Genomic DNA, 25,570 nt, shown 5'->3' on the forward strand with positions numbered 1-25,570 from the left:
TCCGTTTAATCTATAAAACTCTGTAGTGCCAATTCATAGCTCTTCAAGCCAAAACCTCCTATTACACCCTTCACCACCGGCGATAAAAACGACTGATGTCTAAACGTTTCACGGGTAAAAGTATTAGAAATATGCACTTCTACTACGGGCGTTGTAATGGCTGCCACCGCATCAGCAACGGCTATCGAGGTATGCGTATAGGCTCCTGCATTCAATATAATACCGTCATACTCAAAACCTATTTGGTGCAACTTGTCTATCAGTGCCCCCTCGTAATTGCTTTGGAAATAATACAATTCAATATCCGGATATTTCCTATGCAATTCTTTTAGGTAATCCTCAAAGGTCTGATTGCCATAAACCGAAGGCTCTCGAATGCCCAACAGGTTCAAGTTGGGGCCATTGATAATGATAATTTTCTTCATATCTACGTTATTCTTCTATTTTAATACGCCCTATCCCTTTCACACTTTTCTTAAATACAGGCGGATTTCCTTTCACAGTAATGCCTCCTGCTCCTGCGATAGAAGCATCTACCTCTTGCGTTACATAAGCCGATATGCCTCCTGCTCCTGCTATGCGCAAAGTAGCTTTTTCAGCTTTAAGCTCATCAGCATCTACATCGCCAGCACCTTTCACGTATACACTTAGGTTTTTGGTTTCTCCTGCAATGTCTATACCTCCTGCTCCAGCCACTTGTAAATCAAGTGAAGTAGCCGTTATCGATGCTTCAAGGTCTCCACTACCCTCTAATTTTACTAACAAAGAACCCACTTGCAACTTCTTTTCTGTAGATATATCCACAGCCCCTTTCCCTATTACTCTCTTTAAACGAGTGTCGATAGGTACGTACACAGTAATAGAGGTTTTGAGTGAGTATTTCCTATCAATGCTTATATAAAGCACATTGTTGAAGACTTTGGTCTCTAAATACGAAAGTACCTCTTTCTGTCCTTTCACTTTTATTTTGCCTACCTCTCCTTCTGTAAGCACAAGGTTATAAGCTCCCGAAACTTCTATGGCGTCATAATTCGCTACTTTTCTGTCTTCGGTGATAACTTCTTTGCTTTTTTCTGTCTTCTTTTGGCTGTATCCTATGCCTACAACTAATGTTACAAGGATAAATGTAATTATTCTTTTCATATATTTCATCTGTTTTAATTATTTCTCTTCTGTTAAGTCACTTAGTATAGCTTCTGTCTTCGCCATAATCTCTTCAATCGTAATAGTCTCTATGGCTTTCTCATAACCTTTTGGGTATTTCTTCCCATATACCGAAGTAGGAATGAGTGGATACCGCTCTCTATCTGCCAAAAGAGCATTCTCCTTAGGCTGCAAATAAGGATAAAACCCCGCATAAGGGTGCGTCACTCCCCATAAGGTAAGCGTCGGAATTCCATACATCGCCGATAGGTGCGCATTCCCACTGTCCATTGCTATCATTATATCTAAGTGCGAAATGAGCTCCAACTCTTGTTTAAACGAGAGCTTCCCTACCATATTTTCAGCATTAGGTAAGTTTATTTTGCTCACCTGCTCTTCCTCTTCTTTTCCTCCTCCAAAGATGTAAATCTTGCCACTGTCATACCGTTGAGAAAGTGCCGTTATCACCTCGCACATCTTTTCAAATGGATACTGTTTACCTATGTACGACGCAAACGGAGCAACCCCTATATGCACTCCTTCACACAGTAATTTCTGTACCGTTTCACTCGGTTCTTCTGGCGGTAAAATATATGGTTCACTTAGGTCAATCGGGAAACCCAAAGAAGCAAACACATCAGCATACCGCTCATACGAAGGCTTTAAAGGCTCAAAAACTTTACACTTATAGCTGGTAAGTGCTCTCTTTTCTCTACGTCCTTTGTCTATTTGCTTGAAAGGTATTTTGCTACCCTTAAAATAGAATTTCAGTACATTAGTGCGCAACACATTGTGAATGTCTGCCACACCGTCAATTCCCTTCGCCATCAATTCCTTATACAGTTTGTACAGCCCCGATAAACCACTGTGTTTTCCATTAATTTCAGGAGTGAATACTTCCAAGTTAGGAATATGTGAAAACATCGGTGCAAATAACGGTCGCGTGAGGTAAGTGATTTTTACATCGGGATATTGCTCCGAAAAAGCTGTTACAACCGGCACACTAATGGCTACATCTCCCATCGCCGACATTCTAAAAATAGCTAAATGTTCCATTTTGTTTTGGTATTTAAAGTTTTATTAGTACCTTTGGCTTCTCAATAGAAAAGATACCTTTGATAAAGTTGTTTTTGCTAATTCATTTAGTGAAAATAGAATATTATTCTATCTTATCTTCGATTTATAGATAAGTAAGGTTCGGAATTGGTTCATTATGCCTTCGTCTATCTTCCAAGATTCGTATAAGGTTTGTATAAGGTACTTATAAGATAGTATATTTTTCTGTATGGTATCCCCCTTCTCTCTTGCCTTATTATTGAGATTGAAAATTGTTAATGGATATGCAAATGTAGTAAAATTTTATAATATGAAACACTTATTTTTAGTTTTTTTTATCGTACAGTCTGCTTTCGCTCAAAATAGTACCGTTTTCGATTGCTCCCGAAGCCTTAGAATCGACTTTAATCTATTAGCCAATGCCCAGCGTATAGAGGTAATTTTTCAACAGCTCAAAAGTGAACCTCATTGGGGAGGCTCGCACACTCACTTTGTTTTTCCGAACTTAGGAAACCTGCGCCTTCAACTATTCGACGGCGAAACTCTTGTCTTCTCAAAAGGCTTCAACTCCCTCGCCGATGAGTGGATGGAAATTGAAGAAGCCAAGACTGAAAAACGACTCTTTTATCACGCTATGCAAATTCCTTTTCCTAAAAAGAAACTGTCTCTGCACATCGATAAACGAAACCGCGAAGGCGTTTTCGAAACGATTGCTTCTCGTGAGATTGACCCTAACGACTATTTTATAAAAGAAGAAAAGACCGTTGCCTTCCCTGTGAAGAAAATACTGTATAATGGTGAGGCTTCCAAAAAAGTAGATATAGCCATCTTAGCAGAAGGATACACCCAAGCCGAAACCGAGAAATTCTATGCCGATGCGCAACGTATGACCGACTATATGTTCACCATTTCCCCTTTCGATAAACTCAAAAACAATTTCAATGTATATGCCATAGCCGTACCTTCTCAAGAAAGTGGCACCGATGTACCTGGAAAAAACATTTTTAAAAACACTGCATTTAACTCTTCCTTCTACACTTTCAATCAAGAACGCTACCTCACCACCAACAGTATTTGTGAAATAGCCGATGCTGCCTCAGTAGTCCCTTACGACCAACTCTATATCTTAGTAAATACTGAAACTTATGGTGGCGGTGGTTTCTACAATCACCTAAATTTAGGCACTGCTGATAACGACCTTTCTGAAAAGGTATACATACACGAGTTCGGACACGGTTTTGTAGGTCTCGCCGATGAATATTACTACGATTGGGATCCCACTTTTCAAGAGATGTACAATACTAAAATTGAACCTTGGGAAGAAAACATTACCTCATTGGTGAATTTTGAGAGCAAATGGAAGGATATGGTAAAAAAGAAGACTCCTATCCCTACTCCTCGCACTCCTAAATATAAAGATGTTGTAGGTGCTTTCGAAGGAGGAGGTTACACCAGTAAAGGCATTTACAGTCCTGCACAAGACTGTCGTATGAAATCTAACGAACCAAAAGGCTTCTGCCCCGTGTGTGAACGTGCTATTCGCAAAATAGTAGACTTTTACACAAAATAAAAAGGAAGTCATAAAACACCCTCTCAACGCTCACCTCGTGATATAGATATACAAATAAAAAATACGCACTAAGAAAATCTTAGTGCGTATTTTTCTTTTATGCGTCGCTACACTTTGCCAAAGTTTTTACCTGTGTGGCTCGCACCTTTGGCAAAGTTGATTACCTCAATAATCAATTTCTTTTAGTTATATTGTAGGGGCGATTGGCAAATCGTCCTCACAAAACAAAACTTTTTGTACAGGCTCTTTTCCTTTTATTGAGCTCTTTTAATAAATATTATATGTTTTGTTCTTCTCTGTTCTGAACGTTATCACTTTATCTTTATTACTTCCTTTTACAATCATCTTTCCTTTACTATAAACATTCTTATTAGCAGGTAATAACACACTGCATTCTCCTCCATTTAGCGAAGTAATTTCAGCTTTCCCCAATTTGAATTGTTGCCATTCAAAGTTTACTTCAAAACCATTGCGAGCTCTCATACCTTTCATAACGCCGTTTTCCCAATTGGGGTGAGAAGGAAGAGCAGGTAAAAAGCGAATAACATTACCCTTCCCGTGACTCTGTAAGAGCATTTCAGCAATGCCCGCTGTACCCCCAAAGTTCCCATCTATTTGAAACGGAGGGTGCGCACAAAACAAATTAGGATAAGTGCCTCCTCCTTGTCCGTCAGTTATATTAGGGTTTACAGGGTGTAATAATTGGCGCAACAAAAGTAATGCGTGATTGCCGTCTTGTAGTCGTGCCCAAAAGTTTATCTTCCACGCACGTGACCACCCCGTACCTGCATCACCCCGTATTTCTAATGTCTTTTTAGCGGCTTTGGCTAAATCTGGTGTATCCCAAGGAGTAATCTCATCATATGGGTATAAGCCGTAAAGATGAGAAACGTGCCTATGTTGTGGTTCAGCATCTTCCCAATCGTCAAGCCATTCGTTAAGGTCTCCTTCTTTACCTATGCGATTAGGAACTGTATTTCTGCTGATACGTTCCCACTCTGTGCGTTTCTTACTGTCTAAACCTAATATCTTAGCAGCATCACTTGTATTAGTAAATAGTTCTCGCACTATTTGCATATCCATAGTAGGAGCCACACAAGTAGTTCCTATTTGTTTTTTACCGTCTTTCAGTTCTGGTAATACATAAGCATTTTCAGGAGAGTTTGAAGGGGCTGTTACCCAATAACCCGTTTTGGGGTCTTTAATAAGCAGACTCTCAAAGAAGGTTGTAGCTTCTTTAAGCACAGGGTAATACTCTCTTAGGAAGTTAATATCTTTAGTGAAGAGATAATGTTGCCAAATATGTTCGCATAACCAAGCGCCTCCCGTAAGAGTAGAACCCCACGTCGCCGATTCACCTGGCGAAGTATAAAACCAAGGATTGCTAATAACGTGAGCCACCCACCCATTAGCATTGTAATAGGCTTTCGCTGTTTTGCTTCCATTGGGTACTAAATTTTTAGTAAACCTTTGTAAAGGTTCAGTAAGCTGCGACAAATTGGTAGGCTCAGCAAGCCAATAATTCATCTGTATATTGATGTTTAAATGGTAATCACCATTCCAAGGCGTTTGATACTCTTCAGCCCATAAACCTTGCAAATTGGCAGGCAAAAGCCCTTCACGTGAAGAGGAGATAAGCAAATAGCGTCCAAAATTGTAATACAAAATAGGTAATAAAGCATCTTGCTCACCTTTATAAAAGCGTTCCAATCGCTCAAAAGTAGTAAGACCTTCCGTATTGGCATTCGCTTTTCCATACCAGCGATTGCGGTTAAACAATCGCTGAAAAACAATACTACTCTCAGCTTTCGCTTTATCAAAACTCATAGGGGCTTTTTGCAAATACTCATTAGCCTTTTTAGTTACTGAAATATCCAAAAGTCCTCCCTTGTTAAAGTTATAATTAGTTACAGCACTTATCCTTAAAGTAATTTCTTTTGCCGACTGTATAGCAATAGCTTTATGGGTACTCTCTATCTTTCCATCAGTTTGTACATCAACTACCGATGCAAAGTGCATTCCTTCTTTACCATCGTTGGGTAACACACCATTAAGACTGATTTTATTATTCTGATAGGTAATTGTAGCATTCTCTTTGCGGAAGAGTGAAATATCTAAATTAAGCGGTGAGGTAGCTTTTATTTTCACCCATATCACATCGTTTTTAAAATCAGCAAAAGCTGTTTGTTCTATTGAGTTATTATCTCGTTTAAACGAAGTAACAGCTGTTGCTTCATCAAGGCGTAATACTCGTTTGTAATCTTGAATCGGCGACGTGGTTTTCCAATCTAAAAGCAGTTCTGCCAATACTTGATAACAACCATAGCTACAGTTAGCTCCTTGCCCCAAACAAGAGCCTTTCCCTTTGGCTACAAAATGCTGTTGTAAGAGTGCTTGTGCTTCTAAGTTTTTCCCTTCTAAAAGTAATTTCTGAATTTCTTTCAGATAGTTGTGTGCATTAGGGTCATCAGCATCTTGTGTCCCTCCTGACCACAACGAGATTTCATTGAGTACAATTCTATCTACATCAGTCTTTCCAAAGAGCATAGCTCCTAAACGTCCATTCCCAATAGGGATACTTTCAGTAAAATGATTTGCTGGTTTATGAAACACTACTGATACATCTTGAGGTTGTGCTTTGAGTAGCGTTCCTAAAAATAATAACATAATTAATAAGTTGGTTCTCATAAGATTGGTATATTTTTTATTAAGATGTCGCAAAAGTACAAAACAAGTAGGGTACTTCCAAATATTATTCAAAAAAAACAGCTCCATACTATTTATGGAACTGTTTTTATTTTTTATATTAAGAAACTGCTATTTCAATAATAAATTTGCTGAACCTACTTCGTTGAGGCGGTCATCATAAACAGTTACTTTATAAGTGCCTTTATCAAACTCTTTTCCTGTTCTGCTGATAAAGTCACACACATCCACATTCTTATTGTCGTAGATGAAGTGAGTAGCTGTACTATAATTCACTGTGTTTTCTCCCTCTGAGGTAGAGTCGTTAGCTCCTAAGGTAACTCCCGATGGTGAAACTACTTTCACATAGAAGTATCTTGAGCCTGATTTTGCTATTCTGTTAGCTCCTACAGTAAAGCAAACTCTTAATTTCTCAGCTGCACGACCTCTTTCGGTAATTTTGTTCTTAGTGCCTTTTACAGCTTCTATTGTAAGTTTGCTAATTTGAAGTGCAGAACCGGCTTCTACCACTTTCTTTAAGCTATTGGCTTGACGAGCAAGTGAATCGGCTTTAGCACTTGTGTCGTCTAATTTTACTGACACACTGTCTAAATCCTTTCTGATAGCAGTGTTGGCACGTGCCAATGAGTCGTTCTTTCTGATTAAGAAATCACGCTCTTTGGCAAGAGCAAACGCTTGGTTTTTAAAACGAGCCAATGCCGAAACATTAAGTTTCATATTCTGCAATGAATCGATGTACTTGCCAATCTTGTCACGCGCATCAAGCAAATCCTGATTCACGTTTTTGTTATCGTCCACTACTTTGTCGTAGCTTCCTTTCAAAGCGTTCAAATCTTTAAGCACTTGCTCTTTCTGAGAGTTAAGATCTGCTTCCGTTGCCTCTTTGTTTTTGTTAAGAGAATAGGTATAATAACCTAAGCCTCCTGCTACCAAAGCCAAAATAGCAATTAAAATTTTCGATAAAACACCACCTCTCGGTCTGTCATCATCATTGGGATATGAAGGATACGATTGCCCTCCATCTGTTCCATTGGACGCTGAGTCCATAAAAATAGGTTTGTCGTAATTATTACTCATAACTTATGATTTTTACTCCGCAAATGTAGGTAAAAAAATATATAACAAGCAAATTTTTATATTTTTTTTAACACTATTAAAAAAAGAAATAGTACTTTTGCAACCGTTTTTTAAGTACAAAATTATTATGTTAATACGTTATTTTGCAATCGTTTTCGGCTGTTTAGGCTTAGGAGAACTCATCGTTGCTCTCACACACATTCCTTTTCCTTCAAGTATCATAGGAATGCTCTTTCTCACCCTATTTTTAGAGCTTGGTTGGGTGAAATTACAGTCTATAAAAGCTCTTTCAGATTTATTAATTTCTAATTTAGGATTGTTTTTCGTACCCCCAAGTATTGGCATTATGGCATACTTTAAACAGATAGGTGAAAACTTTTTAGCTATCTTCCTTTCTATTATCATCAGTACCATAGTAGTGATTATTATAACTGGTCACGTATATCAATTCTTCCGTAAAAAATTAAAATAATGAAACCTTTTGTAGAAAACGAAGCCTTCCTTTTGGCTATTACTTTTATCCTCTATTATGGCGTATTACTTTTGCAACGCAAATATAATTCGGTTCTTTTAAATCCCGTATTAATCACTGTTTTAGTGCTTATTTCTTATCTAATAATCTTTGGCATTTCTCCTGAAAAATACGAAGAAGCCGGTAAGTATATCGATTTTTGGCTCAAACCCTCTATTGTAGCCTTAGGCGTACCTCTCTATTTACAGCTCTCTAAGATAAGAAAACAGCTGATACCCTTAGTGCTCTCTCAGTTTGTAGGTAGTTTAGTAGGGGTACTTACAGTTTGTTTGGTAGCCAAATGGTTAGGGCTCGAAGACGATATCGCCATTTCATTAGCCCCAAAATCAGTTACTACCCCCATTGCGTTAGAAGTATCGCGTATGCTCAATGGCATTGAACCTATTACAGTAATGGCGGTAATGACCACTGGTTTCTTAGGGAATCTTTTTGGTATTACCTTCCTGAATTGGTTCCGCATCAAAAGCCCTATGGCTAAAGGCATTTCATTAGGTACCGCTTCTCACGCTTTGGGTATTATGGCGGCGTTCAACCTAAGTGAAAAATACGCAGTATATGCTAGTTTAGGAATGATTTTTAACGGCATCTTTACCGCTGTATTAGCACCCCCAGTAGTACATTTGCTTTTTTAAGTAACTTATCACATCTCATTAGCACATTACAAAATTTTTCTTTTACAGGTATCTTGCTAATTCAAAAAAAAGTACTACCTTTGCCCCCGATTTGGAGTAACCTCTGGCGAGAGTCGTGAATGTTGCCCATTGATAACATAATTATTTATATTTTTTATGGAACCATTATTAAAGTACGTACAAGACAACTTTATCGAGAAAAAAGACTTCCCCGATTTCTCAGCTGGTGATACTATCACTGTGTATTACGAGATTAAAGAGGGTGATAAAAAACGTACTCAGTTTTTTAAAGGCGTTGTTATTCAACGCAAAGGTCACGGCGTAACCGCTACTTTTACTATTCGTAAAATGTCAGGAACTGTAGGTGTAGAACGTATCTTCCCTATCAATATGCCTGCCCTTCAAAAAATTGAAGTAAACAAAAAAGGTAAAGTAAGACGTGCTCGCATTTACTATTTTAGAGGACTTACTGGTAAAAAAGCCCGTATTAAAGAAGTTCGCTAATCAGTTAAACAAACTTATAAAAGCAAAGAGTAAGACCTTCCTTCCTCTTTGCTTTTTTCTTTTCTAATACCTAATCCATAAAACCTAACACCTAAGCATTTGTACGCAATACTCGACATAGAAACCACAGGAGGTAAATACAATGAAGAGGGCATTACCGATATCGCCATCTATCAGTTCAACGGGCACGAAATAACCGACCAGTTCATATCATTGATAAACCCCGAACGCCCCATTCAAGAGTTCGTTACTAAACTCACAGGCATCAACAACAAAATGTTGCGCAATGCTCCTAAATTCTATGAGGTTGCCAAACGCATTGTCGAAATTACCACCGATTGCATTATCGTAGGTCATAATGCCGCCTTCGATTACCGCATCTTGCAAACTGAATTTCGCCGCTTAGGATACGACTTTGTCCGTACAACGCTCTGCACCGTAGAACTATCCGAGCGACTCATTCCCAATAAAGAATCATATAGTTTAGGTAAGTTAGTGCGCTCCTTAGGTATTCCTGTAAGCGACCGGCATCGCGCCTCTGGTGATGCCTTGGCTACCCTAAAACTCTTTAAATACCTACTCGAAAAGGACACCAAAAAGGATATCATTACTACCTCTGTCAAGCAAGATATTCGTTTAGAAATGGCTTCTCGTCATCTGAAAATACTCGACACTCTCCCTGAAACATTAGGGATTTTTTATATGCATAACGAAGAAGGTAAGGTCATTTACATCGGGAAACACAAAAATATCAAACAACAAGTAAACAGGCTCTTCACTTCTCCTTCCAAACGCGATAGATACTTGCAACGTCATACTTATCGAGTTACTTATCAAGAAACAGGCAATGAACTCATTGCTACTTTAAAAAGGTTAGAAGAAATACACCTCAACCTCCCAAAATGTAATAGGCGAAATCCTGAAAAAGAAATAAATATCACTTATGCACTCACTTCTCACTTTAATACTAAGGGATATCTTTGTTTTTCAATAGAATTATTATCCACTCAAAACGAAATTATCACTACTTTTGAAACCAAAGAACAAGCCGAGCACTTTTTAAATCAAATCACTGAAGAGTACCATTTAAACGAAGTAGATTTCAATAACGAAACCGTAGAGGAGTATAACACACGCGCCTCTGAGGTACTTTCAAAATACGGACTTGTGCACCGAAACGTAGCTATTGTAGATAAAGGTAGAGTAATAGGCGAGAAAAGCATTATTTTAGTAGTCGATGGCAATATTCAAGGCTATGCCTTCTTTAATCTAAATTTCCAGCTTACTCAATTAGAGATGTTACAAAACCTCATCACTCCTTTACCCAATTCATTAATAAACCGTCACCTTTTGCACGCTTACTTGCGTCGAAAACCCAAAGTAAAAGTGCTAAATCTAAGCGAACAAAAACCTTATCATAATGAATAAACGAATTTTTATTACGCTTTTAGGAGCCTTTGCCCTTTTAGCCGGTTGCAACCAAACAGATAGCAATGCAAATGTTACAGCGATGAAAGAATCAGCTGAGAAGATTTCAAAACTCACCGATTCTATCAAGAAACTCGATGAACAACGCGTCGAAGCGCTTAATTTCAGCCTCGAAACAAACGAGTTAGCACAACAGTATTTCGAAGATTTGAAAATTGACAATCCTTCACAAATTGTTGTCAATGCTTTAATGGAGATGAACGTAAAGGACACTAAAAACCCTTACATCAAATCTGAAAGCAATGGGAAGTTCTTGTTTAATAAAATAAGAATACTGAATGAAAAGTGGGTGATTTGTGAATTTACTGATGGTGAATTGTGGGGTGACCTACTTTTGGAATACCATATCGACGGAAATCTAAACCCTACCTTCAAACCACTAAGTGAGGTCATCCACCCTAAATAAATCCGAAGCTATACCATCTGAGAGGAATCTGCCTTTGCGCGTTACTTTCAGATGGTTTTCCTCTATAACTAAAAGCTCATCGGCAAGGTACTTCTGTGCTTGTTGTAACAAATATTGGCGGTAACCTTCCCCAAATACTGTTCTCACTTCTTCTAAATCAATCCCTACCATCGTGCGTATACGCGTGATGATGAGTTCGTTATATCGGTTATTAAGGGTAAGTTCTTCTTTTTCCTGTGGCAAAATCCCTTGCTGTATTTGTTGTATATACTTAATGTTATGAGCAATATTCCAACTACGCTCCTTCCCGTTAAAACTGTGGGCTGAAGGACCTATTCCCATATAGAGCTTGCCAAACCAATAAGCCGTGTTATTCCTGCTAAAATACCCTTCTTTGCCAAAGTTTGAAAATTCGTATTGTATAAACCCCTCTGCTTCCAGAGTATCTATCAACATTTGAAAGTGAGTGTAAGCCTGCTCATCGCTTATTGGCGCGATTTTCCCCGTAGCAATAAACTTGTACAAAGCTGTTTTTTCTTCTACCGTAAGCGCATAGGCTGAGATATGCGGAATATCGAAAGACAGTGCCTTATTGATATTCTCCTGCCAGCGTTCCTCACTCATTCGGGGAATGCCGTAAATCAAATCAATCGTGATATTATTAAAATACTGTGGAGCTATTTGTAATAAAGTTTCTACTTGGCTTACCGTATGCACTCTGTTCATCAATCGCAAGTCCTCTTCAAAAAACGACTGCACTCCTAAACTGAGCCTATTGATACCCAAAGAGCGTAATTGTTCCAAAAATTGCTCGGGAGAAGTAGCTCTAAAAAAGTCATCAGGATTGGCTTCTAAGGTAATTTCAGCTGTGGTATTTACCTTGTAATGTGTGAAGATGGTGCGAAAAAGTTGTTGTAATTCCTCATACGAAAGGATACTGGGCGTCCCTCCTCCTAAGTAGATAGTCTGTAACTCACTACCTACGGCTTCCCCTTTGCGGAAAATGAGTTCCTCACAAAGGGCATCTACCATTTCTCCTTTTCTTTTCAGAGTAGTCGAAAAATGGAAATCACAATAATAACAAGCACGCCTACAAAAGGGAATATGAATGTATAAGCTATACAAAATGAAGTATTTTTTAACCTATACGGTCTTGATTTTGTTTTACAAAAGCGTCCCAACCACTATAACTTTGTTGCTTTTGCGACTTGCCTCCGTTAAAAAAGTGACAAACAGCCACCGCCAGACCGTCAGTTGCGTCAAAGTGTTTGGGGAGTTCTTTTATATTCAGAAGTTGTTGAAGCATTTTAGCTACTTGTTCCTTGGAGGCACTACCATTACCCGTAATAGCCATTTTCACCTTTTTAGGTTCGTATTCAGTAATAGGAATTTCACGCGATAGCCCCGCTGCCATCGCCACTCCCTGCGCTCTTCCGAGTTTCAACATCGATTGTACGTTCTTGCCAAAGAAGGGCGCTTCAATAGCCAATTCATCAGGCTTATAGGTATCTATCAGCTCCAAAGTGCGATTAAAAATCACACTTAGTTTTAAGTAGTGATTGCTGTATTTACTAAGTTGAAGCTCATTCAGCTGTAAGAGCTTCATAGTATCTCTTTCCACCTGAATAAGCCCAAACCCCATAATAGTAGTGCCTGGGTCGATACCTAAAATAATGCGTTCCAAAAGCTAAGACCAATTATTTAACGTTAATTTCAATAGGCAAATTAAATTGCGTACTCACGTTCAGTCCGTTCTTGGTAGCTGGTACGATAGCATCTTGCTCTGAGAGTGCCGATAAATTAGCGCGTAATGAGTCTTCAAAGGTTTCACTATCAGTACTTAGTAATTCTTTTGTCTTATCATTGGCTTCTATATCTATAAGCACTATTTTACCTGTATTATCCACTTTTATATTCAGTAATACACGATCGGTAACAGGCTCTGTTACTTCATAAGGGGCTTTTTTCAAACGCTCTTGAAAAAGGGTTGTAAAAGTCCTCTCAAAACATTCTTTCTGTCCTATCTTCGTCGTTGCTGTATCACATACCCCTCTGAAAATAGGATAAGAGTCTACGTCTTCCTTCACTATTTCCGAGAATTTTATTTCAGCTATCGAGTCCAACTTATGTTGCAATTTTGCTTCTTTCTGCTCAGGAGTGAGTTGGTTACCATTGTCGTTACACGCTACAAGTGCCAATGATAAGGCTAAAAAACAAAAGTAAAATTTCATAATTAAATGTCTAATAAGTGTTTTTACGGCTCAAAAGTATTACAAAAAATTGATTTACAAAAATAAATAACACTTTTTCTTCGTAAAAATATTCCCTCCTAATTTTCTTTTTCGTCAAACCTCTTATATAACAATCTGATTATAAGTGTAGTACATTCCTTCCTTTGCCTACAACAAAATTTCCGTACTTTCGTAAGGTTCTTGCCCTTTTAGGAAGATTCTAGCCGTCAAATCGCCTTTAAGGCTAACCTTCTCATCTTCCATACGTAGCCAACTACCTTCGCGCAAACCTATCACAGGAGTATCGTTAAAAACGTGGAATTCCTTAATTCGCGTTTCGCGAGTTTCTCCCTTGTGTTTACTTTTGGGGTCTGGGTCAAGGTAATGAGGATTGATATTAAAAGGCACAAGCCCTAAGGTTTTAAACGAAGGCGGGTAAACAATAGGCATATCATTAGTAGTCTGCATTGTCTGTCCAGCGATATTGCTCCCTGCGCTTGTTCCCATATAAAGCGTCCCATTTTCTACTGCTTCACGCAATACGTCCATCACTTCCAATCCGTACAACTGATTCACCAGCACGAAGGTATTACCTCCGCCTGTAAAAATCGCTTTTGCCTGCCTAATAGCCTTTTTAGGGTCAGCGAATGTGTGTAAGCCCACTATCCTCTTCCCTACTCTATTGAAAAACTGTTGCGCAATCTGAGTATATTCATCGTGCGTAATACCACTGGGGCGTGCATAAGGCACAAACAATATTTCGTCAATTCCTGTAAAGAAATCAATCAATTCATCTTGTAAATAAGAAAGATAAGTACCCCCATATACAGTAGAAGTACTCGCTAATAATATTCTTTTCATCACTGTTTTATTTAGTTATAACACGCAAAGATAATAAAAAATCAAATAGCTTGTATCCCTTCCTCTTTTATTTTACCTCCATTTTACCTTTACTTTTCCCTCGCCACATTCCCCCTCTCTGAGGTAGCCAGCAATAGCTCGGTCTGTGCACCACGAGAGCAGAGTATGTGTAAGGAGGGAGGTTTGCCTCCTTTTCCAGCTTGTCCCCCTTCGGGGGTTCGGGGGCTTACCGAATAAACGACTCCCCACATTCCCCCTCTCTGAGGTAGCCAGCAATAGCTGGGTATGTGTAAAGGGGGAGGTTTCTTTTGATTTTCCGTCATACTTCTCCCTAGTGCCTATGGCCTAAGGCCTAGTGCCTCTTCTCTTTTCTTTCGCCTCGAAACCCCGTTTTTAACATTTTTTGCATTGTTGTATGATATTATGAATCAACTATTTATATACCCTTTCTATACCAATCGTCCAAGATTCGTATAAGCTTCCTATAAGCTCTCTATAAGCTAACCCCACCCTCCTCATAGCCTTTTTTCACTAAAAATGCTCTTAACCTTCTTCTGAAAATCTCCGTTTTCTTTCGCTCTCTCTAACCTATCCGATTTGTCCGACAAATCAGACCTGTCAAAAAACCATTCTTATCACTACCCATTTCCTAATTCTCTCATTTTCTAATTCCCTCATTTCCTCATTTTCCACTGGCAAAGTTAATTATCGGTATTTCTGGCATTATTAGTTTATTGGCATTAAATAATTGTTAATTAAAATTTATTTTGTATATTTGCACCAAGTTTTTAATTTCAAAAAAATGAAAAGAATAATTCTTTCCCTATTAGTTACTGCTTGCTTGACTGCGTGTAGTAAAAATGACAACGAGGCTCCTGACGACAAGAAGCCTCCCGTTACTTTAGAACCTAAGCCAGCTCCTGAACCTACTGTGGGGGTATATCCTCGCATTGTAACTACTACCCAGCATTTAAGAAAAAAGCAATTGGTTGCTGAGTCTACTATTGTCAATGGTAAGGTTACTAAATCTATTCAGAAAGTAACTGATTTAGAAAACGGAAATGTTACTACTTATATCATTGATTACAAGTACGATGCTAATGGTTACCCTACCGAAATCACCACCTCACGTAAGGGGCGCACTATACTCGATGAGAAAGAAACTTACCGCTTTGAAAATAAAAGATTGGTAGAAAAGATTAAAATTGTAGAAGGGGGCGTTAGAACGAATACTCATAACTATTCTTACGACTCTGAAGGTAAGCTCATAAAGTATATTTACTCTTCGCTACAATACACAGATTCTAAACCAAGTGTTAGAGAAACAAACTACACTTATACAGGCACTACTGTTTCAGCTGCTATTGTAGGCGGACATACTGAAACAATTACTTTCGACAGCCATTGGAATAAGTTGAAAAGTGAACAAAAATTCACTCGAACTGCCGAAATTTGGGAGTATCAATACAACGATAAACCCAATCAAGCTTATGGTCATTTAGGCGACTTGCTCTACCCCGAAGAGTTTATCTCTAAAAATTGTCTTACCTTAATGAGACACATTTCAAAAGAAGAAGGCAAAGAGGATTCTATTAGCGAATATCGCAGGGAATACCAATACAATGCACAGGGTAATATAAGAGAAATTAAAAAATACGACTCTAACGGTAAGTTAGAAGAAACCACAGAATACGAATATTAGTAATCAACTCAATGAAAACAGAACAAGAATTAGCCGAATTTTACGAGCGCTTAAAGAATGAACTCATCGAGACTTCGCTCTTCCCCACCCGTTATCTCTATAAATTTGTAATACCTACTGATGAAGCCAAACTCAATCAGCTCAAAGAGGTATTCAAAAATACCGATGCCGAAATCACCACACGCCCATCGTCTAACGATAAGTACACAGGTGTTTCGGTAAGCCTTACCGTTAAAAACCCCGATGAGGTAATTGCCTATTACAAAGAAGCTGGTAAAGTAAAAGGAATATTATCATTATGACGACCTTAGAATATAACACCGAACGCCCTCACTTAATCATCCCCGAATACGGGCGACACATTCAAAAAATGATAGAAAAAGCGGTACTCCTTAAAGACCGCGATACACGTAATAAAACGGCTCGAAGTATCGTCGCCGTAATGGGAAACTTATTCCCTCACTTGCGCGACGTCCCTGATTTCCAACATAAACTTTGGGACCAGCTCTTTATAATGTCCAATTTTCAGTTAGACGTCGATTCCCCTTATGAAAAACCCACGCCTTCCACACTTCATAAACACCCCGAAAGACTTAGATACCCTCAAGCACATCCCCGCTACCGCTTCTACGGCAACGTAATTATTCGTATGATAAACACTTGCGTAAATTGGGAAAAAGGCGACCTACGTGAAGCTTTAGAGTATTCTATCGCTAACCATATGAAGAAATGCTTCCTCACTTGGAATAAGGAAAGCGTAGACGATAGTGTAGTTTTTGAACATCTATACGAACTGAGTAACGGGCAAATTGATTTGAGAAAGGCTAACGAAGACCTTACTAATAGTCGTGACCTTATCCGCACGAAGCAAAATCTAACTAAACGCACTCCTCAACCGCAACCTCAGCAAGCTAAAAGAATATTCTCAACCAATAAAAAAAATAACAATGGGCGTTTTTAAAATAGAAGGTGGACATACCCTCAAAGGAAGTATCACACCACAAGGAGCTAAAAACGAAGCACTACAAGTACTTTGTGCGGTTTTACTCACCGACCAAAAAGTTACCATTCACAACATTCCCGATATTCAAGATGTGAATAAACTGATTTCTTTGCTCGAGAATTTAGGCGTCAAAATCCAAAAGCTCGGGAAAGGTACTTATAGCTTTCAAGCCGACGATATCAATATAGACTATTTAAAGTCCGAGGCTTTTCATACCGAAGGGCAAGCCCTGCGAGGTTCTATTATGATAGTAGGCCCTCTGCTCACGCGTTTTGGAGTAGGCTATATTCCTAAACCGGGAGGTGATAAAATAGGTCGCCGTCGCCTCGACACCCACTTCGAAGGGTTCATCAAATTAGGTGCCCACTTCGAATATGATGAGAATAACTTTACTTATAGCGTAGTAGCCAAGAAACTAAAAGGAAGCTATATGCTTTTAGAAGAAGCCTCAGTTACGGGTACTTCCAATATTATTATGGCTGCCGTATTAGCCGAAGGTACTACAACTATTTATAACGCAGCTTGCGAGCCCTATGTACAACAACTCTGCCGTATGCTCAACGCTATGGGAGCCGATATACAAGGTATCGGTTCCAACCTCATTACTATCAACGGGGTAGAACGCTTAGAGGGTTGTACACACACTATCCTCCCCGATATGATTGAAATAGGTAGTTGGATAGGCTTGGCTGCTATGACCCGCAGTGAAATTACCATTAAGAATGTAGGCTGGGAGCATTTGGGTATTATGCCTACTATCTTCCAGAAATTAGGTATTACCTTCGAAAAGAAAAACGACGATATTCATATCCCCGCTCATACTAACGGCTATGAAATCCAAAATTATATTGATGGCTCTATCCTAACCGTAGCTGATGCCCCTTGGCCTGGTTTTACCCCCGACCTACTCAGTATCGTCCTGGTAGTCGCTACCCAAGCACGTGGGGAAGTGCTTATTCACCAAAAGATGTTTGAGAGTAGGCTATTCTTTATCGATAAACTCATAGATATGGGTGCTAAAATTATACTATGCGACCCTCACCGCGCTACCGTTATCGGTAATGATTTCCGTTCACCTTTGCGCGCAACCCTAATGACCTCGCCTGATATTCGTGCTGGTATAGCCTTGCTTATTGCAGCTCTTTCAGCCAAAGGCACCTCTACCATTTACAATATAGAACAAATAGACCGTGGTTACGAAAACATCGACGGACGACTCAAAGCCCTCGGTGCCCAAATAGTAAGAGTTTCCTAATAGATATCCGATAACACGTAACATATTAATCATTAACCATTAAACATTAATTATTAAAAAGTGAATTATAATTTTGACGAAGTAGTTTGCAGAAAACACACCGATGCTCTCAAGTTAGAGGCATTAGCCCCCCGCTGGGGACGCACCGATTTGCTTCCTATGTGGGTAGCCGATATGGATTTTAAAACACCTCCTTTCATAGTGGAAGTGATGAAAAAACGTATGGAATGTGAAGTGTTTGGCTACACAGCGAAGCCCGAAAGTTGGTATGAAGCCATTATCAGTTGGCAAAAGCGCCGTCATAAGTGGACGATTACCAAAGAAATGATTTCATTCGTACCTGGCGTAGTACCTGCTTTGGCAATGGCAGTACAGGCATTTACTCAGCGTGGTGAAAAGGTGATGATTCAGCAACCTGTATATAATCCTTTTGCTCAGGTAATCCGCAATAACCATCGCGAATTAGTAAACTGTCCATTAGAGCTGAAAGATGGGCAATATTATATCAATTTTAAACTCTTTGAAAAAAAGATAAAAGGCTGTAAACTCTTCCTCTTCTGTCACCCTCATAACCCTGGCGGACGTGTATGGACGCGCGAAGAACTCGAAAAAGTAGCAACTATCTGTGCTCAGAACAACGTAATAATAGTAGCTGACGAAATCCACGCCGACCTTACCTTACTTCCCTACGAGCACATTCCGTTTGCCTCAGTAAGCGAAGAAGCTAAACAGAACTCCGTTGTATTTGCATCTCCCAGTAAGGCTTTTAATATGGCAGGCTTAGCTACCTCTTATGCGGTAATTGCTAATCCTACCCTGCGCCGTCGCTTCGAGAGCTATGTAGAAGGGAACGAATTGGCTGCCGGCAATGTCTTTGCTTTTAATACCGTTGTAGCAGCCTATAACAAAGGCGAAGAATGGTTACAACAAATGCTCACCTACGTTCAAGGTAATATTGATGAAGTGGTAAGTTATATCAAGGAAAACATACCTCAACTAAAAGTCATCATACCTCAAGCCTCTTATTTAGTGTTTATTGATTTCAGTGCATTACAGCTCAACCAAAAAGATATAGTCGCTCTATGTACCAATAGGGCGCACTTAGCCTTAAATGACGGTAGTATTTATGGTGAAGAAGGCAATGGCTATATGCGCATCAATTTAGCTTGTCCGCGTAGTGTGGTAAGGCAAGCCTTAGCTCAACTCAAAGACGCAATAACTTCAATATAAAAGTCAAGCGCCTAAATAATCAGATTATTTAGGCGCTTTTCACATTTTTATTCTCCAATATATCCAAGCTTTTAATAGAGCTCTTATCTCAATTTCAGCGTTACAATGCTAATCACCGCTAAAAAAATCCCTACAATAAGAAAGCGCATCACTATTTTACTCTCGTGATAGCCCTTCTTTTGGTAATGGTGGTGTAAAGGCGACATCAAGAAGATACGTCTACCTTCACCATACTTTTTCTTCGTATATTTAAAGTAAAACACTTGCAATATCACCGATAAGTTTTCAATGAGGAAGATACCACAGAGCACAGGCAACAAGAGTTCTTTGCGTACTGCTATGGCTATTACAGCTATAATCCCGCCTATGGTCAAACTTCCTGTATCGCCCATAAACACTTGGGCAGGATAGGTATTATACCACAAAAAGCCCACCAAAGCTCCTGCAAAAGCAGCTATGAATACCGTCATCTCCCCTACTCTTGGGATATACATAATGTTTAAGTATTCCGAGAAGATAATGTTACCCGAAATCCACGCAAATAGCCCTAATGTTAGGACTATAATAGCCGAGCTTCCCGCTGCCAATCCGTCTATACCATCAGTAAGGTTCGCACCGTTAGAAACCGCTGTAACAATAAGAATCACAATGGGAATAAACACCAGCCACACATAATGATGATAATTATCTCCTGCCCACGCAATGAGGTCAGCATAGTCAAACTCGTTATTCTTCACAAACGGAATAGTAGTTTTCGTCGATTTCACTTCTGGAACAAAATTCTCTGTGGCTGTTTCTGCTACTACTTCAGTACGTGTTCGCCCAATACCTGTTTTCTCACTCTTAATAGTTACATTATCATTGAAATAGAGCGTCGCTCCTACGATAATTCCTAAGCCTATTTGTCCTAATATTTTGAAACGTCCTTTCAGTCCGTCTTTATTCTTGCGGAAAGTCTTGATATAATCATCGACAAAGCCAATAGCTCCCATCCACACAGTAGTGATGAGTAACAATAGGGTATATACGTTATCTAACTTAGCCAACAGCAGTACAGGAATAAGCGTGGCAAGAATAATGATAATCCCCCCCATAGTAGGAGTGCCTGCTTTCTCATTCTGCCCCGTAAGCCCTAAGTCACGCACCGTCTCGCCTATCTGTTTGCGTTGTAGGAGGCGAATAATACGCTTCCCATAGATGGTAGAAATAAGCAAGGAAAGCATTAAAGCCAAGCCTGCGCGAAACGATAAGTATTTATAAAGCCCCGACCCTGGAAAGTCGTAATATTTTTCAAGGTTTTCTAATAAATAATATAACATTTTAAGTAATAGTTAAGTGGTAAGAGATAAGAACTATTTGATAACGATTACAATCTCTTTATCGCGTCTCTTTTTCTTTTTGCCATCAGTGGCTTTTAAATCAATTTTCACGGTATGAGCATCTATTTTCTCAATATAAGGGTGTTTGCCTTTTATCTTCTTTATTTTGCCCTCAAATACAAGCGTATTATTGATATCAATATTAAACATCTTCTTCATCTGTGCTACGCGCTCTGCTTGCTCTTCATCATCTGTATTTTGTTCCAAAGCAGCGATATTGAGGCGCAACTCCTTGCCGTCCCATTTAAAAGCCGAAATACTCAAAGGGTTGTTATTGCGTGTCCCTCTATCAATAGTGGCGGTGATTGAAGCGTATTCTTCAGGCGCAAAATGGTCGAACCTAACCTGAAAACCTACTTCCTTATTGTCTTTAAAAAGTCCTTTAATAGCTGCGCGTTTCAGCAATTCGGCTTTATCAGCAGGAATGCTATCCTTTTCTACTGTTTTTTGAAAGTCGTAAACCGATTGCCATTCTTTCGGAAATTCGGGCATATTCACGTTTTTCAAACTGTTTTCTCCTTGTTTTGCCTTTGCTTGCATAGCAAGCATTTCACTCATATCCACTGCCATATCCGTAGAAATAGTAGCATCTTTATGAAATGTAAAGGTATTCGTTACACTACAAGATTGCAATACCAGTAGCGCAAAAGCTAATAAAATCAGTTTTTTCATTAGTTATCAATTACAAATTTTGGTGCAAAGATAATATTTTTTACAATACTTCTATCATTCCTCAAATCAAACGCACCTTTCTTACTTAAAAATATCTCCCTCTATCCTCCTTCTTAGGCTTGTTTTAACTCTGCCTTCCCTTCGTTCATTCTTCGTTCATCGTTCGTTATTTGTTCGTCTTTTGTTCGTCTTTTGTTTGTCTTTTCTTCGTCTTTTCTTTATCTGCCTGTGCGGCTCGCACCTGCCTATCGCGCTACGACCTCGCACTTTACCTTTTATCTTTTACCTTCAATAATTGGCATTTCTGCATTGTGGTTTTCTGAAGAACTTCCTCCACCGTTGTCCTATAATCAAACCAATGTATAGAACTATCTTTATGAAACCACGTAAATTGTCGCTTGGCAAATCGACGGGTGTTCTTCTTAATTTCCTCTATCGCAAAGCCAAACGAGGTCTTCCCTTCAAAAAAAGCAAATAACTCCTTGTAGCCTACTGTCTGCAAAGCATTGAGTTCCTTGTGCGGAAACATATCTTGTGCTTCTATAAGCAACCCACCTTCGAGCATTTGCTCTACTCGCTCATCAATGCGATTGTAAAGCACCTCTCGTTCTGCCGTAAGTCCTACTTGTATGCTCTCAAAGTCTCTCACCGTTTCTTTTTTGTTTAAAAAAGACGAATAAGGCTTCCCTGCTACCATACACACTTCTAAGGCGCGTATCATTCGTTGCGGATTATTTGTATCTATTTTCTCGTATTGCACAGGGTCTAAAGTTTTTAGCTTTTGTTGCAAAAAAACAATGCCTTCTGCTTTATACTGCGCATTCAGCTCTTTTCTTATCTGTTCATCGGTTTCAGGAAAATCATCTAACCCTCTGAGCACTGCATTAGCATAAAGCCCACTTCCTCCTACCATTACTACCACATCGTGAGTTCTAAAAAGTGTGTTGAGCAAGCTAATAGCATCGCGCTCAAAATCGCCTACCGAATAAGGCTCAAAAATAGATTTATGCTGAATGAAATGGTGCTTTGCCTGAGCCAATTCATAGGGCGAAGGAACCGCTGTGCCTATAGAAAGCTCCTTAAAAAACTGTCGTGAGTCGCAAGAGATGATTTCAGTACCGAAGTGTTGTGCTAAGGCTATAGCCATTCGTGTTTTTCCAATAGCAGTAGGTCCTACCACACTCAAAAGTATTTTTTTATGCTTCATCATGATTGTTCTTTTGGAGTATTAACTCACTACCACATTGGCTACAATATTTAGCCCCCTGCAAATGTTTATCAAAAGAACATCGTTTGCAAACTAATTTTCCAGCAACCTCATTCTCTTCGTGTTGCTTTTTGCTCCCCTCAATAGAATGTTTCTTTTTCATATGGGTATATTCAGCAGTAACAATACCCGTAGGTACCGCAATAACGCCATAACCCAATATCATTACAAACGAAGCTATCAGCTGTCCCAATGTAGTTTGCGGAGCTATATCTCCAAAGCCTACGGTAGTCATTGTTACAATACACCAGTAAACACCGCGTGGGATACTGCTAAACCCGTTCTGGTGTCCTTCCACTACATACATTACTGACCCTAAGAGTATACAAATCACCGATATGAAATAAATGAAGATAAGAATTTTGTCTCGGCTAGTGCGCAAAGCCATTTTCAGCTCCTCCCCTTGCTTCATAAAACTCGCTAAATCCAAGATACGGAAAATACGCAATAAGCGCAAAGCCCTAACTACTGATATTGCCTTTGCACCAGGAGCGAAGAAAGATATGTACATCGGCAAAATAGCAATGAGGTCTATAATGCCATACATACTAAAAATATATTTATAAGGCTTTTTATTGGTAATAATACGCAAGATATATTCAAGTGAGAAGAAAACGGTTATCACCCACTCCATAAACACTAACAAACCGTGCAAATGGTAGTCAACACCCTTTACGGTTTCAAGCATTACCATTATCACACTGATAGTAATGAGCGACAACAACACAAGGTCAAATAGTTTACCTAAGCGTGTATTCGTCCCATAGATAATAATATAAGCCTTTTGCTTGAATATATTATATTCTGATTTAAGTGCTGCTTTGTCCATAAATCAATATTTACTAAGCCATTCACGGAATGAATAAAAGTTTTGTGGTGATACACCGTGCCCTATCGGAAATTCTTCATAAGTGCATTTAGCCCCTATCGATTTTAAAAACTCAGGCGTTTTCCTGTCCCATTCCACAGGTATTACTTGGTCACTGGTGCCGTGCGATACGTAAAAGTGCGTAGCCGAATGGTTCTCTTTCTTATATCCGTCTTTCAAGATATCCTCATTTAAGTAACCACTCAGTGCTATTACTCTGCGTATTTTCTTAGGATAAGATATCGCAATAGCCATACTCAATATACTCCCCTGACTGAATCCTAAAAGGTTTATGTTTCTAGTATCCAAATCATATACCTTACAAGCCTCATCAATACATCTCATTATTAATTCACGCGATTCAATAGCCTGCTCATTATCGCTCCAATAGGCTTGGTCTTCATCAAAGTTAATCATATACCACGCATAACCAAATGAGGTTAAATTATAAGGCGCACGCAATGATATAATCGTGTATTCTTTGGGTAATTCATCGGCAAAGGAGAAAAGGTCTTCCTCATTGCTCCCATAACCGTGCAACATAAATATTACAGGCGAACGTTTAGTCCTTACCTGTGGTTCGCGAATTACGTATTCTAAAGGTAGTTTTTTATGTGTTTCCATTGTTTTTTTCTTTGTTTTAAAGTAACAGTTTGTAAATAATAAAATCAAGCTCCCTATAACAAAGGTAAGACATTTCTTAAACTCCATCGTTCAATATTGCTTGTCTGTGGGCAATAATCCCCAATACTTTTCCTTTCATCGTGGCACCTATAAAAGCACTATTCTTCGAAGCCGATAATATCATCTCTTTGGTAAAAACAGTCTCTCCTTCGGGAGTAAAGATAGTAACGTCAGCTTCTGTATTTTCAGCTATGGGCGTAGTAGGTATCCCGAAACGTTTGCGCGCCGAGGTAAGCAGTGTTACCGCTCTTTCAACAGTTGTATACTGACTCAGCACACCCCACACATTCTCCAGCCCAATAGTTCCAAACGAGGCAAGGTCAAACTCTTTAAATTTGAGTTCTATGTCCAACGGATTATGGTCAGACGTAACAAAGTCTATCGCTCCTCTTTGTAAGGCGTCTCTTAGTTCCTTTACATTTTCAGTATCGCGCAAAGGGGGCAACACCTTGTAATTGGTATCAAACCCTTCTAAAACCTCGTCAGTAAACTGAATATTATGGATAGCTACGCTACAAGTCACGTCCAATCCTTTGTTTTTTGCCTCCTCAATAAGCGCTACCGATTTTGCTGTGGATATAGTAGGAATATGTAACTTCCCCCCTGCGTATTCTAATATAGCCAAATCACGCGCTACACACAGTTCTTCAGCCAAAGCAGGAATGCCTTTTAGTCCTAATCGTGTGCTTTCTATATGCTCATTCACCACACCTTTACCCATAATTTTAGCATCGTTAGGAAAAGAAATAACAATACCACCGAAAGGCTGTGTATATTGCAAGGCTATTTTCAGCAGGTTGCTGTTGTGCATAGGCTTCTTATAATCGCCAAAAGCCACAGCCCCTCCATTTTGCATATCGTAAAGCTCGGCAAGAAATTCCCCCTTGCTTTCTACCGTTAGTGCCCCAATAGGGTGAGCGGTAGTAGCAAAATGCTTCGTTTTTTCTTTGATATACATTACAGCTTGCTTGTTGTCGGCTACCGGGTGAGTAAGCGGATTGACGAGCACGTGTGTAAAACCACTTCTCTGTGCCGTAAGCATTCCATTCTCTAAGGTCTCCCGCTCTTCAAAGCCTGGTTCGCCAAAGCAAACACTGCTATCCGTCCAACCTTGTGATATATAAGTATTTTCTAGCACCTTATCTACCCCTTCGGCAGCAATATGATTGGATATCTGCTTAATAACCCCATCTGAAATTAAAATATCTTTTACAGCACCGTGATAGGCACTCTCTTCATCAATAATCTTTGCCGACTTGAGTAATATATCCATAGAATTACGCTTTTAATTTCTCTGCAAAGGT

At 39.2% G+C, this 25,570-nt stretch carries 27 protein-coding genes; 11 read left to right on the forward strand and 16 right to left on the reverse strand.

The window, feature by feature from the left end; genetic code table 11:
- Positions 1 to 5: 5 nt before the first annotated feature.
- Genes aroQ through COCH_RS00365 form a run of 3 tightly spaced genes read right to left on the reverse strand, consistent with a single transcriptional unit; the run spans position 6 to position 2,199 of the window.
- A complete protein-coding gene (gene aroQ / locus COCH_RS00355) occupies positions 6 to 425 on the reverse strand; it encodes a type II 3-dehydroquinate dehydratase (protein WP_012796868.1) in 420 nt (139 codons plus the stop codon).
- 7 nt (positions 426 to 432) lie between these two features.
- The gene (locus tag COCH_RS00360; protein WP_012796869.1) at positions 433 to 1,152 is read right to left on the reverse strand and encodes a head GIN domain-containing protein; all 720 of its coding nucleotides are present in this window, start codon (positions 1,150 to 1,152) and stop codon (positions 433 to 435) included.
- Positions 1,153 to 1,161: 9 nt separating this feature from the next.
- Positions 1,162 to 2,199 carry a glycosyltransferase family 9 protein gene (locus COCH_RS00365; protein WP_012796870.1) on the reverse strand — a complete coding sequence of 346 codons (1,038 nt, stop codon included), beginning with the start codon at positions 2,197 to 2,199 and terminating at the stop codon, positions 1,162 to 1,164.
- A 310-nt stretch (positions 2,200 to 2,509) separates the two neighbouring features.
- Between COCH_RS00365 and COCH_RS00370 the strand changes: the two genes are divergently transcribed.
- Complete coding sequence (locus tag COCH_RS00370; protein ID WP_041546873.1) at positions 2,510 to 3,769, forward strand: M64 family metallopeptidase; 1,260 nt, start codon at positions 2,510 to 2,512, stop codon at positions 3,767 to 3,769.
- A 267-nt stretch (positions 3,770 to 4,036) separates the two neighbouring features.
- Here COCH_RS00370 and COCH_RS00375 read toward each other — a convergent pair whose 3' ends face one another.
- Together COCH_RS00375 and COCH_RS00380 are read right to left on the reverse strand one after the other, a co-directional pair.
- A complete protein-coding gene (locus COCH_RS00375; RefSeq protein WP_394330118.1) occupies positions 4,037 to 6,457 on the reverse strand; it encodes a glycoside hydrolase family 95 protein in 2,421 nt (806 codons plus the stop codon).
- Between the two features lie 129 nt (positions 6,458 to 6,586).
- Positions 6,587 to 7,552: a hypothetical protein gene (locus tag COCH_RS00380; RefSeq protein ID WP_002672807.1), complete on the reverse strand. Its 966-nt coding sequence runs from the start codon at positions 7,550 to 7,552 to the stop codon at positions 6,587 to 6,589.
- Positions 7,553 to 7,679: 127 nt separating this feature from the next.
- On the opposite strand from COCH_RS00380, the gene COCH_RS00385 reads away from it, so the two are divergent.
- The 5 genes from COCH_RS00385 to COCH_RS00405 all read left to right on the forward strand — a co-directional run bounded on the left by COCH_RS00385 (position 7,680) and on the right by COCH_RS00405 (position 11,114).
- Complete coding sequence (locus COCH_RS00385; RefSeq protein ID WP_012796873.1) at positions 7,680 to 8,024, forward strand: CidA/LrgA family protein; 345 nt, start codon at positions 7,680 to 7,682, stop codon at positions 8,022 to 8,024.
- Complete coding sequence (locus tag COCH_RS00390) at positions 8,024 to 8,716, forward strand: LrgB family protein (RefSeq protein ID WP_012796874.1); 693 nt, start codon at positions 8,024 to 8,026, stop codon at positions 8,714 to 8,716. The genes COCH_RS00385 and COCH_RS00390 overlap by 1 nt, the downstream gene beginning before the upstream one ends.
- 156 nt (positions 8,717 to 8,872) lie before the next feature.
- Positions 8,873 to 9,220: a 50S ribosomal protein L19 gene (rplS, locus tag COCH_RS00395; protein WP_002672812.1), complete on the forward strand. Its 348-nt coding sequence runs from the start codon at positions 8,873 to 8,875 to the stop codon at positions 9,218 to 9,220.
- Positions 9,221 to 9,319: 99 nt separating this feature from the next.
- Positions 9,320 to 10,648: an exonuclease domain-containing protein gene (locus COCH_RS00400; protein WP_012796875.1), complete on the forward strand. Its 1,329-nt coding sequence runs from the start codon at positions 9,320 to 9,322 to the stop codon at positions 10,646 to 10,648.
- The gene (locus COCH_RS00405) at positions 10,641 to 11,114 is read left to right on the forward strand and encodes a hypothetical protein (protein ID WP_002672826.1); all 474 of its coding nucleotides are present in this window, start codon (positions 10,641 to 10,643) and stop codon (positions 11,112 to 11,114) included. The genes COCH_RS00400 and COCH_RS00405 overlap by 8 nt, the downstream gene beginning before the upstream one ends.
- Here COCH_RS00405 and hemW read toward each other — a convergent pair.
- From hemW to COCH_RS12620, 5 genes are all read right to left on the reverse strand, one after another.
- Entirely contained in the window at positions 11,088 to 12,239 is a 1,152-nt protein-coding gene (gene hemW / locus COCH_RS00410) for a radical SAM family heme chaperone HemW (protein ID WP_012796876.1), read from the reverse strand. The genes COCH_RS00405 and hemW overlap by 27 nt on opposite strands.
- Positions 12,240 to 12,252: 13 nt before the next feature.
- Entirely contained in the window at positions 12,253 to 12,798 is a 546-nt protein-coding gene (gene ruvC / locus COCH_RS00415; protein WP_002672831.1) for a crossover junction endodeoxyribonuclease RuvC, read from the reverse strand.
- Between the two features lie 13 nt (positions 12,799 to 12,811).
- On the reverse strand, positions 12,812 to 13,345 hold the full coding sequence (locus COCH_RS00420) for a hypothetical protein (protein WP_002672833.1): 534 nt from the start codon (positions 13,343 to 13,345) through the stop codon (positions 12,812 to 12,814).
- Between the two features lie 168 nt (positions 13,346 to 13,513).
- Entirely contained in the window at positions 13,514 to 14,206 is a 693-nt protein-coding gene (pepE, locus tag COCH_RS00425) for a dipeptidase PepE (RefSeq protein WP_012796877.1), read from the reverse strand.
- An 89-nt stretch (positions 14,207 to 14,295) separates the two neighbouring features.
- Positions 14,296 to 14,457: a hypothetical protein gene (locus COCH_RS12620; protein WP_012796878.1), complete on the reverse strand. Its 162-nt coding sequence runs from the start codon at positions 14,455 to 14,457 to the stop codon at positions 14,296 to 14,298.
- Positions 14,458 to 15,008: 551 nt separating this feature from the next.
- On the opposite strand from COCH_RS12620, the gene COCH_RS00430 reads away from it, so the two are divergent.
- Genes COCH_RS00430 through COCH_RS00450 form a run of 5 tightly spaced genes read left to right on the forward strand, consistent with a single transcriptional unit; the run spans position 15,009 to position 19,396 of the window.
- On the forward strand, positions 15,009 to 15,908 hold the full coding sequence (locus tag COCH_RS00430; RefSeq protein ID WP_012796879.1) for a hypothetical protein: 900 nt from the start codon (positions 15,009 to 15,011) through the stop codon (positions 15,906 to 15,908).
- 11 nt (positions 15,909 to 15,919) lie between these two features.
- Complete coding sequence (locus COCH_RS00435) at positions 15,920 to 16,210, forward strand: DUF493 family protein (protein WP_009410743.1); 291 nt, start codon at positions 15,920 to 15,922, stop codon at positions 16,208 to 16,210.
- The gene (locus COCH_RS00440) at positions 16,207 to 16,869 is read left to right on the forward strand and encodes a DUF4290 domain-containing protein (protein ID WP_012796880.1); all 663 of its coding nucleotides are present in this window, start codon (positions 16,207 to 16,209) and stop codon (positions 16,867 to 16,869) included. The genes COCH_RS00435 and COCH_RS00440 overlap by 4 nt, the downstream gene beginning before the upstream one ends.
- On the forward strand, positions 16,856 to 18,166 hold the full coding sequence (murA, locus tag COCH_RS00445; protein WP_009418046.1) for a UDP-N-acetylglucosamine 1-carboxyvinyltransferase: 1,311 nt from the start codon (positions 16,856 to 16,858) through the stop codon (positions 18,164 to 18,166). The genes COCH_RS00440 and murA overlap by 14 nt, the downstream gene beginning before the upstream one ends.
- Before the next feature lie 60 nt (positions 18,167 to 18,226).
- On the forward strand, positions 18,227 to 19,396 hold the full coding sequence (locus tag COCH_RS00450) for a MalY/PatB family protein (protein ID WP_012796881.1): 1,170 nt from the start codon (positions 18,227 to 18,229) through the stop codon (positions 19,394 to 19,396).
- Positions 19,397 to 19,479: 83 nt separating this feature from the next.
- Here the strand turns inward: COCH_RS00450 and mraY are convergent, their stop codons facing one another.
- From mraY to COCH_RS00480, 6 genes are all read right to left on the reverse strand, one after another.
- A complete protein-coding gene (mraY, locus tag COCH_RS00455; RefSeq protein WP_012796882.1) occupies positions 19,480 to 20,715 on the reverse strand; it encodes a phospho-N-acetylmuramoyl-pentapeptide-transferase in 1,236 nt (411 codons plus the stop codon).
- Positions 20,716 to 20,748: 33 nt separating this feature from the next.
- The gene (locus COCH_RS00460; RefSeq protein ID WP_012796883.1) at positions 20,749 to 21,447 is read right to left on the reverse strand and encodes a hypothetical protein; all 699 of its coding nucleotides are present in this window, start codon (positions 21,445 to 21,447) and stop codon (positions 20,749 to 20,751) included.
- A 268-nt stretch (positions 21,448 to 21,715) separates the two neighbouring features.
- Positions 21,716 to 22,654: a tRNA (adenosine(37)-N6)-dimethylallyltransferase MiaA gene (gene miaA, locus COCH_RS00465; RefSeq protein ID WP_012796884.1), complete on the reverse strand. Its 939-nt coding sequence runs from the start codon at positions 22,652 to 22,654 to the stop codon at positions 21,716 to 21,718.
- Positions 22,644 to 23,543 carry an ion transporter gene (locus COCH_RS00470; RefSeq protein ID WP_012796885.1) on the reverse strand — a complete coding sequence of 300 codons (900 nt, stop codon included), beginning with the start codon at positions 23,541 to 23,543 and terminating at the stop codon, positions 22,644 to 22,646. The genes miaA and COCH_RS00470 overlap by 11 nt, the downstream gene beginning before the upstream one ends.
- A gap of 3 nt (positions 23,544 to 23,546) precedes the next feature.
- Complete coding sequence (locus COCH_RS00475; RefSeq protein ID WP_009420501.1) at positions 23,547 to 24,293, reverse strand: alpha/beta hydrolase; 747 nt, start codon at positions 24,291 to 24,293, stop codon at positions 23,547 to 23,549.
- Positions 24,283 to 25,539 carry a dihydroorotase gene (locus COCH_RS00480; RefSeq protein WP_012796886.1) on the reverse strand — a complete coding sequence of 419 codons (1,257 nt, stop codon included), beginning with the start codon at positions 25,537 to 25,539 and terminating at the stop codon, positions 24,283 to 24,285. The genes COCH_RS00475 and COCH_RS00480 overlap by 11 nt, the downstream gene beginning before the upstream one ends.
- Positions 25,540 to 25,570 lie beyond the last annotated feature (31 nt).

Source organism: Capnocytophaga ochracea DSM 7271, assembly GCF_000023285.1.
GTDB lineage: Bacteria > Bacteroidota > Bacteroidia > Flavobacteriales > Flavobacteriaceae > Capnocytophaga > Capnocytophaga ochracea.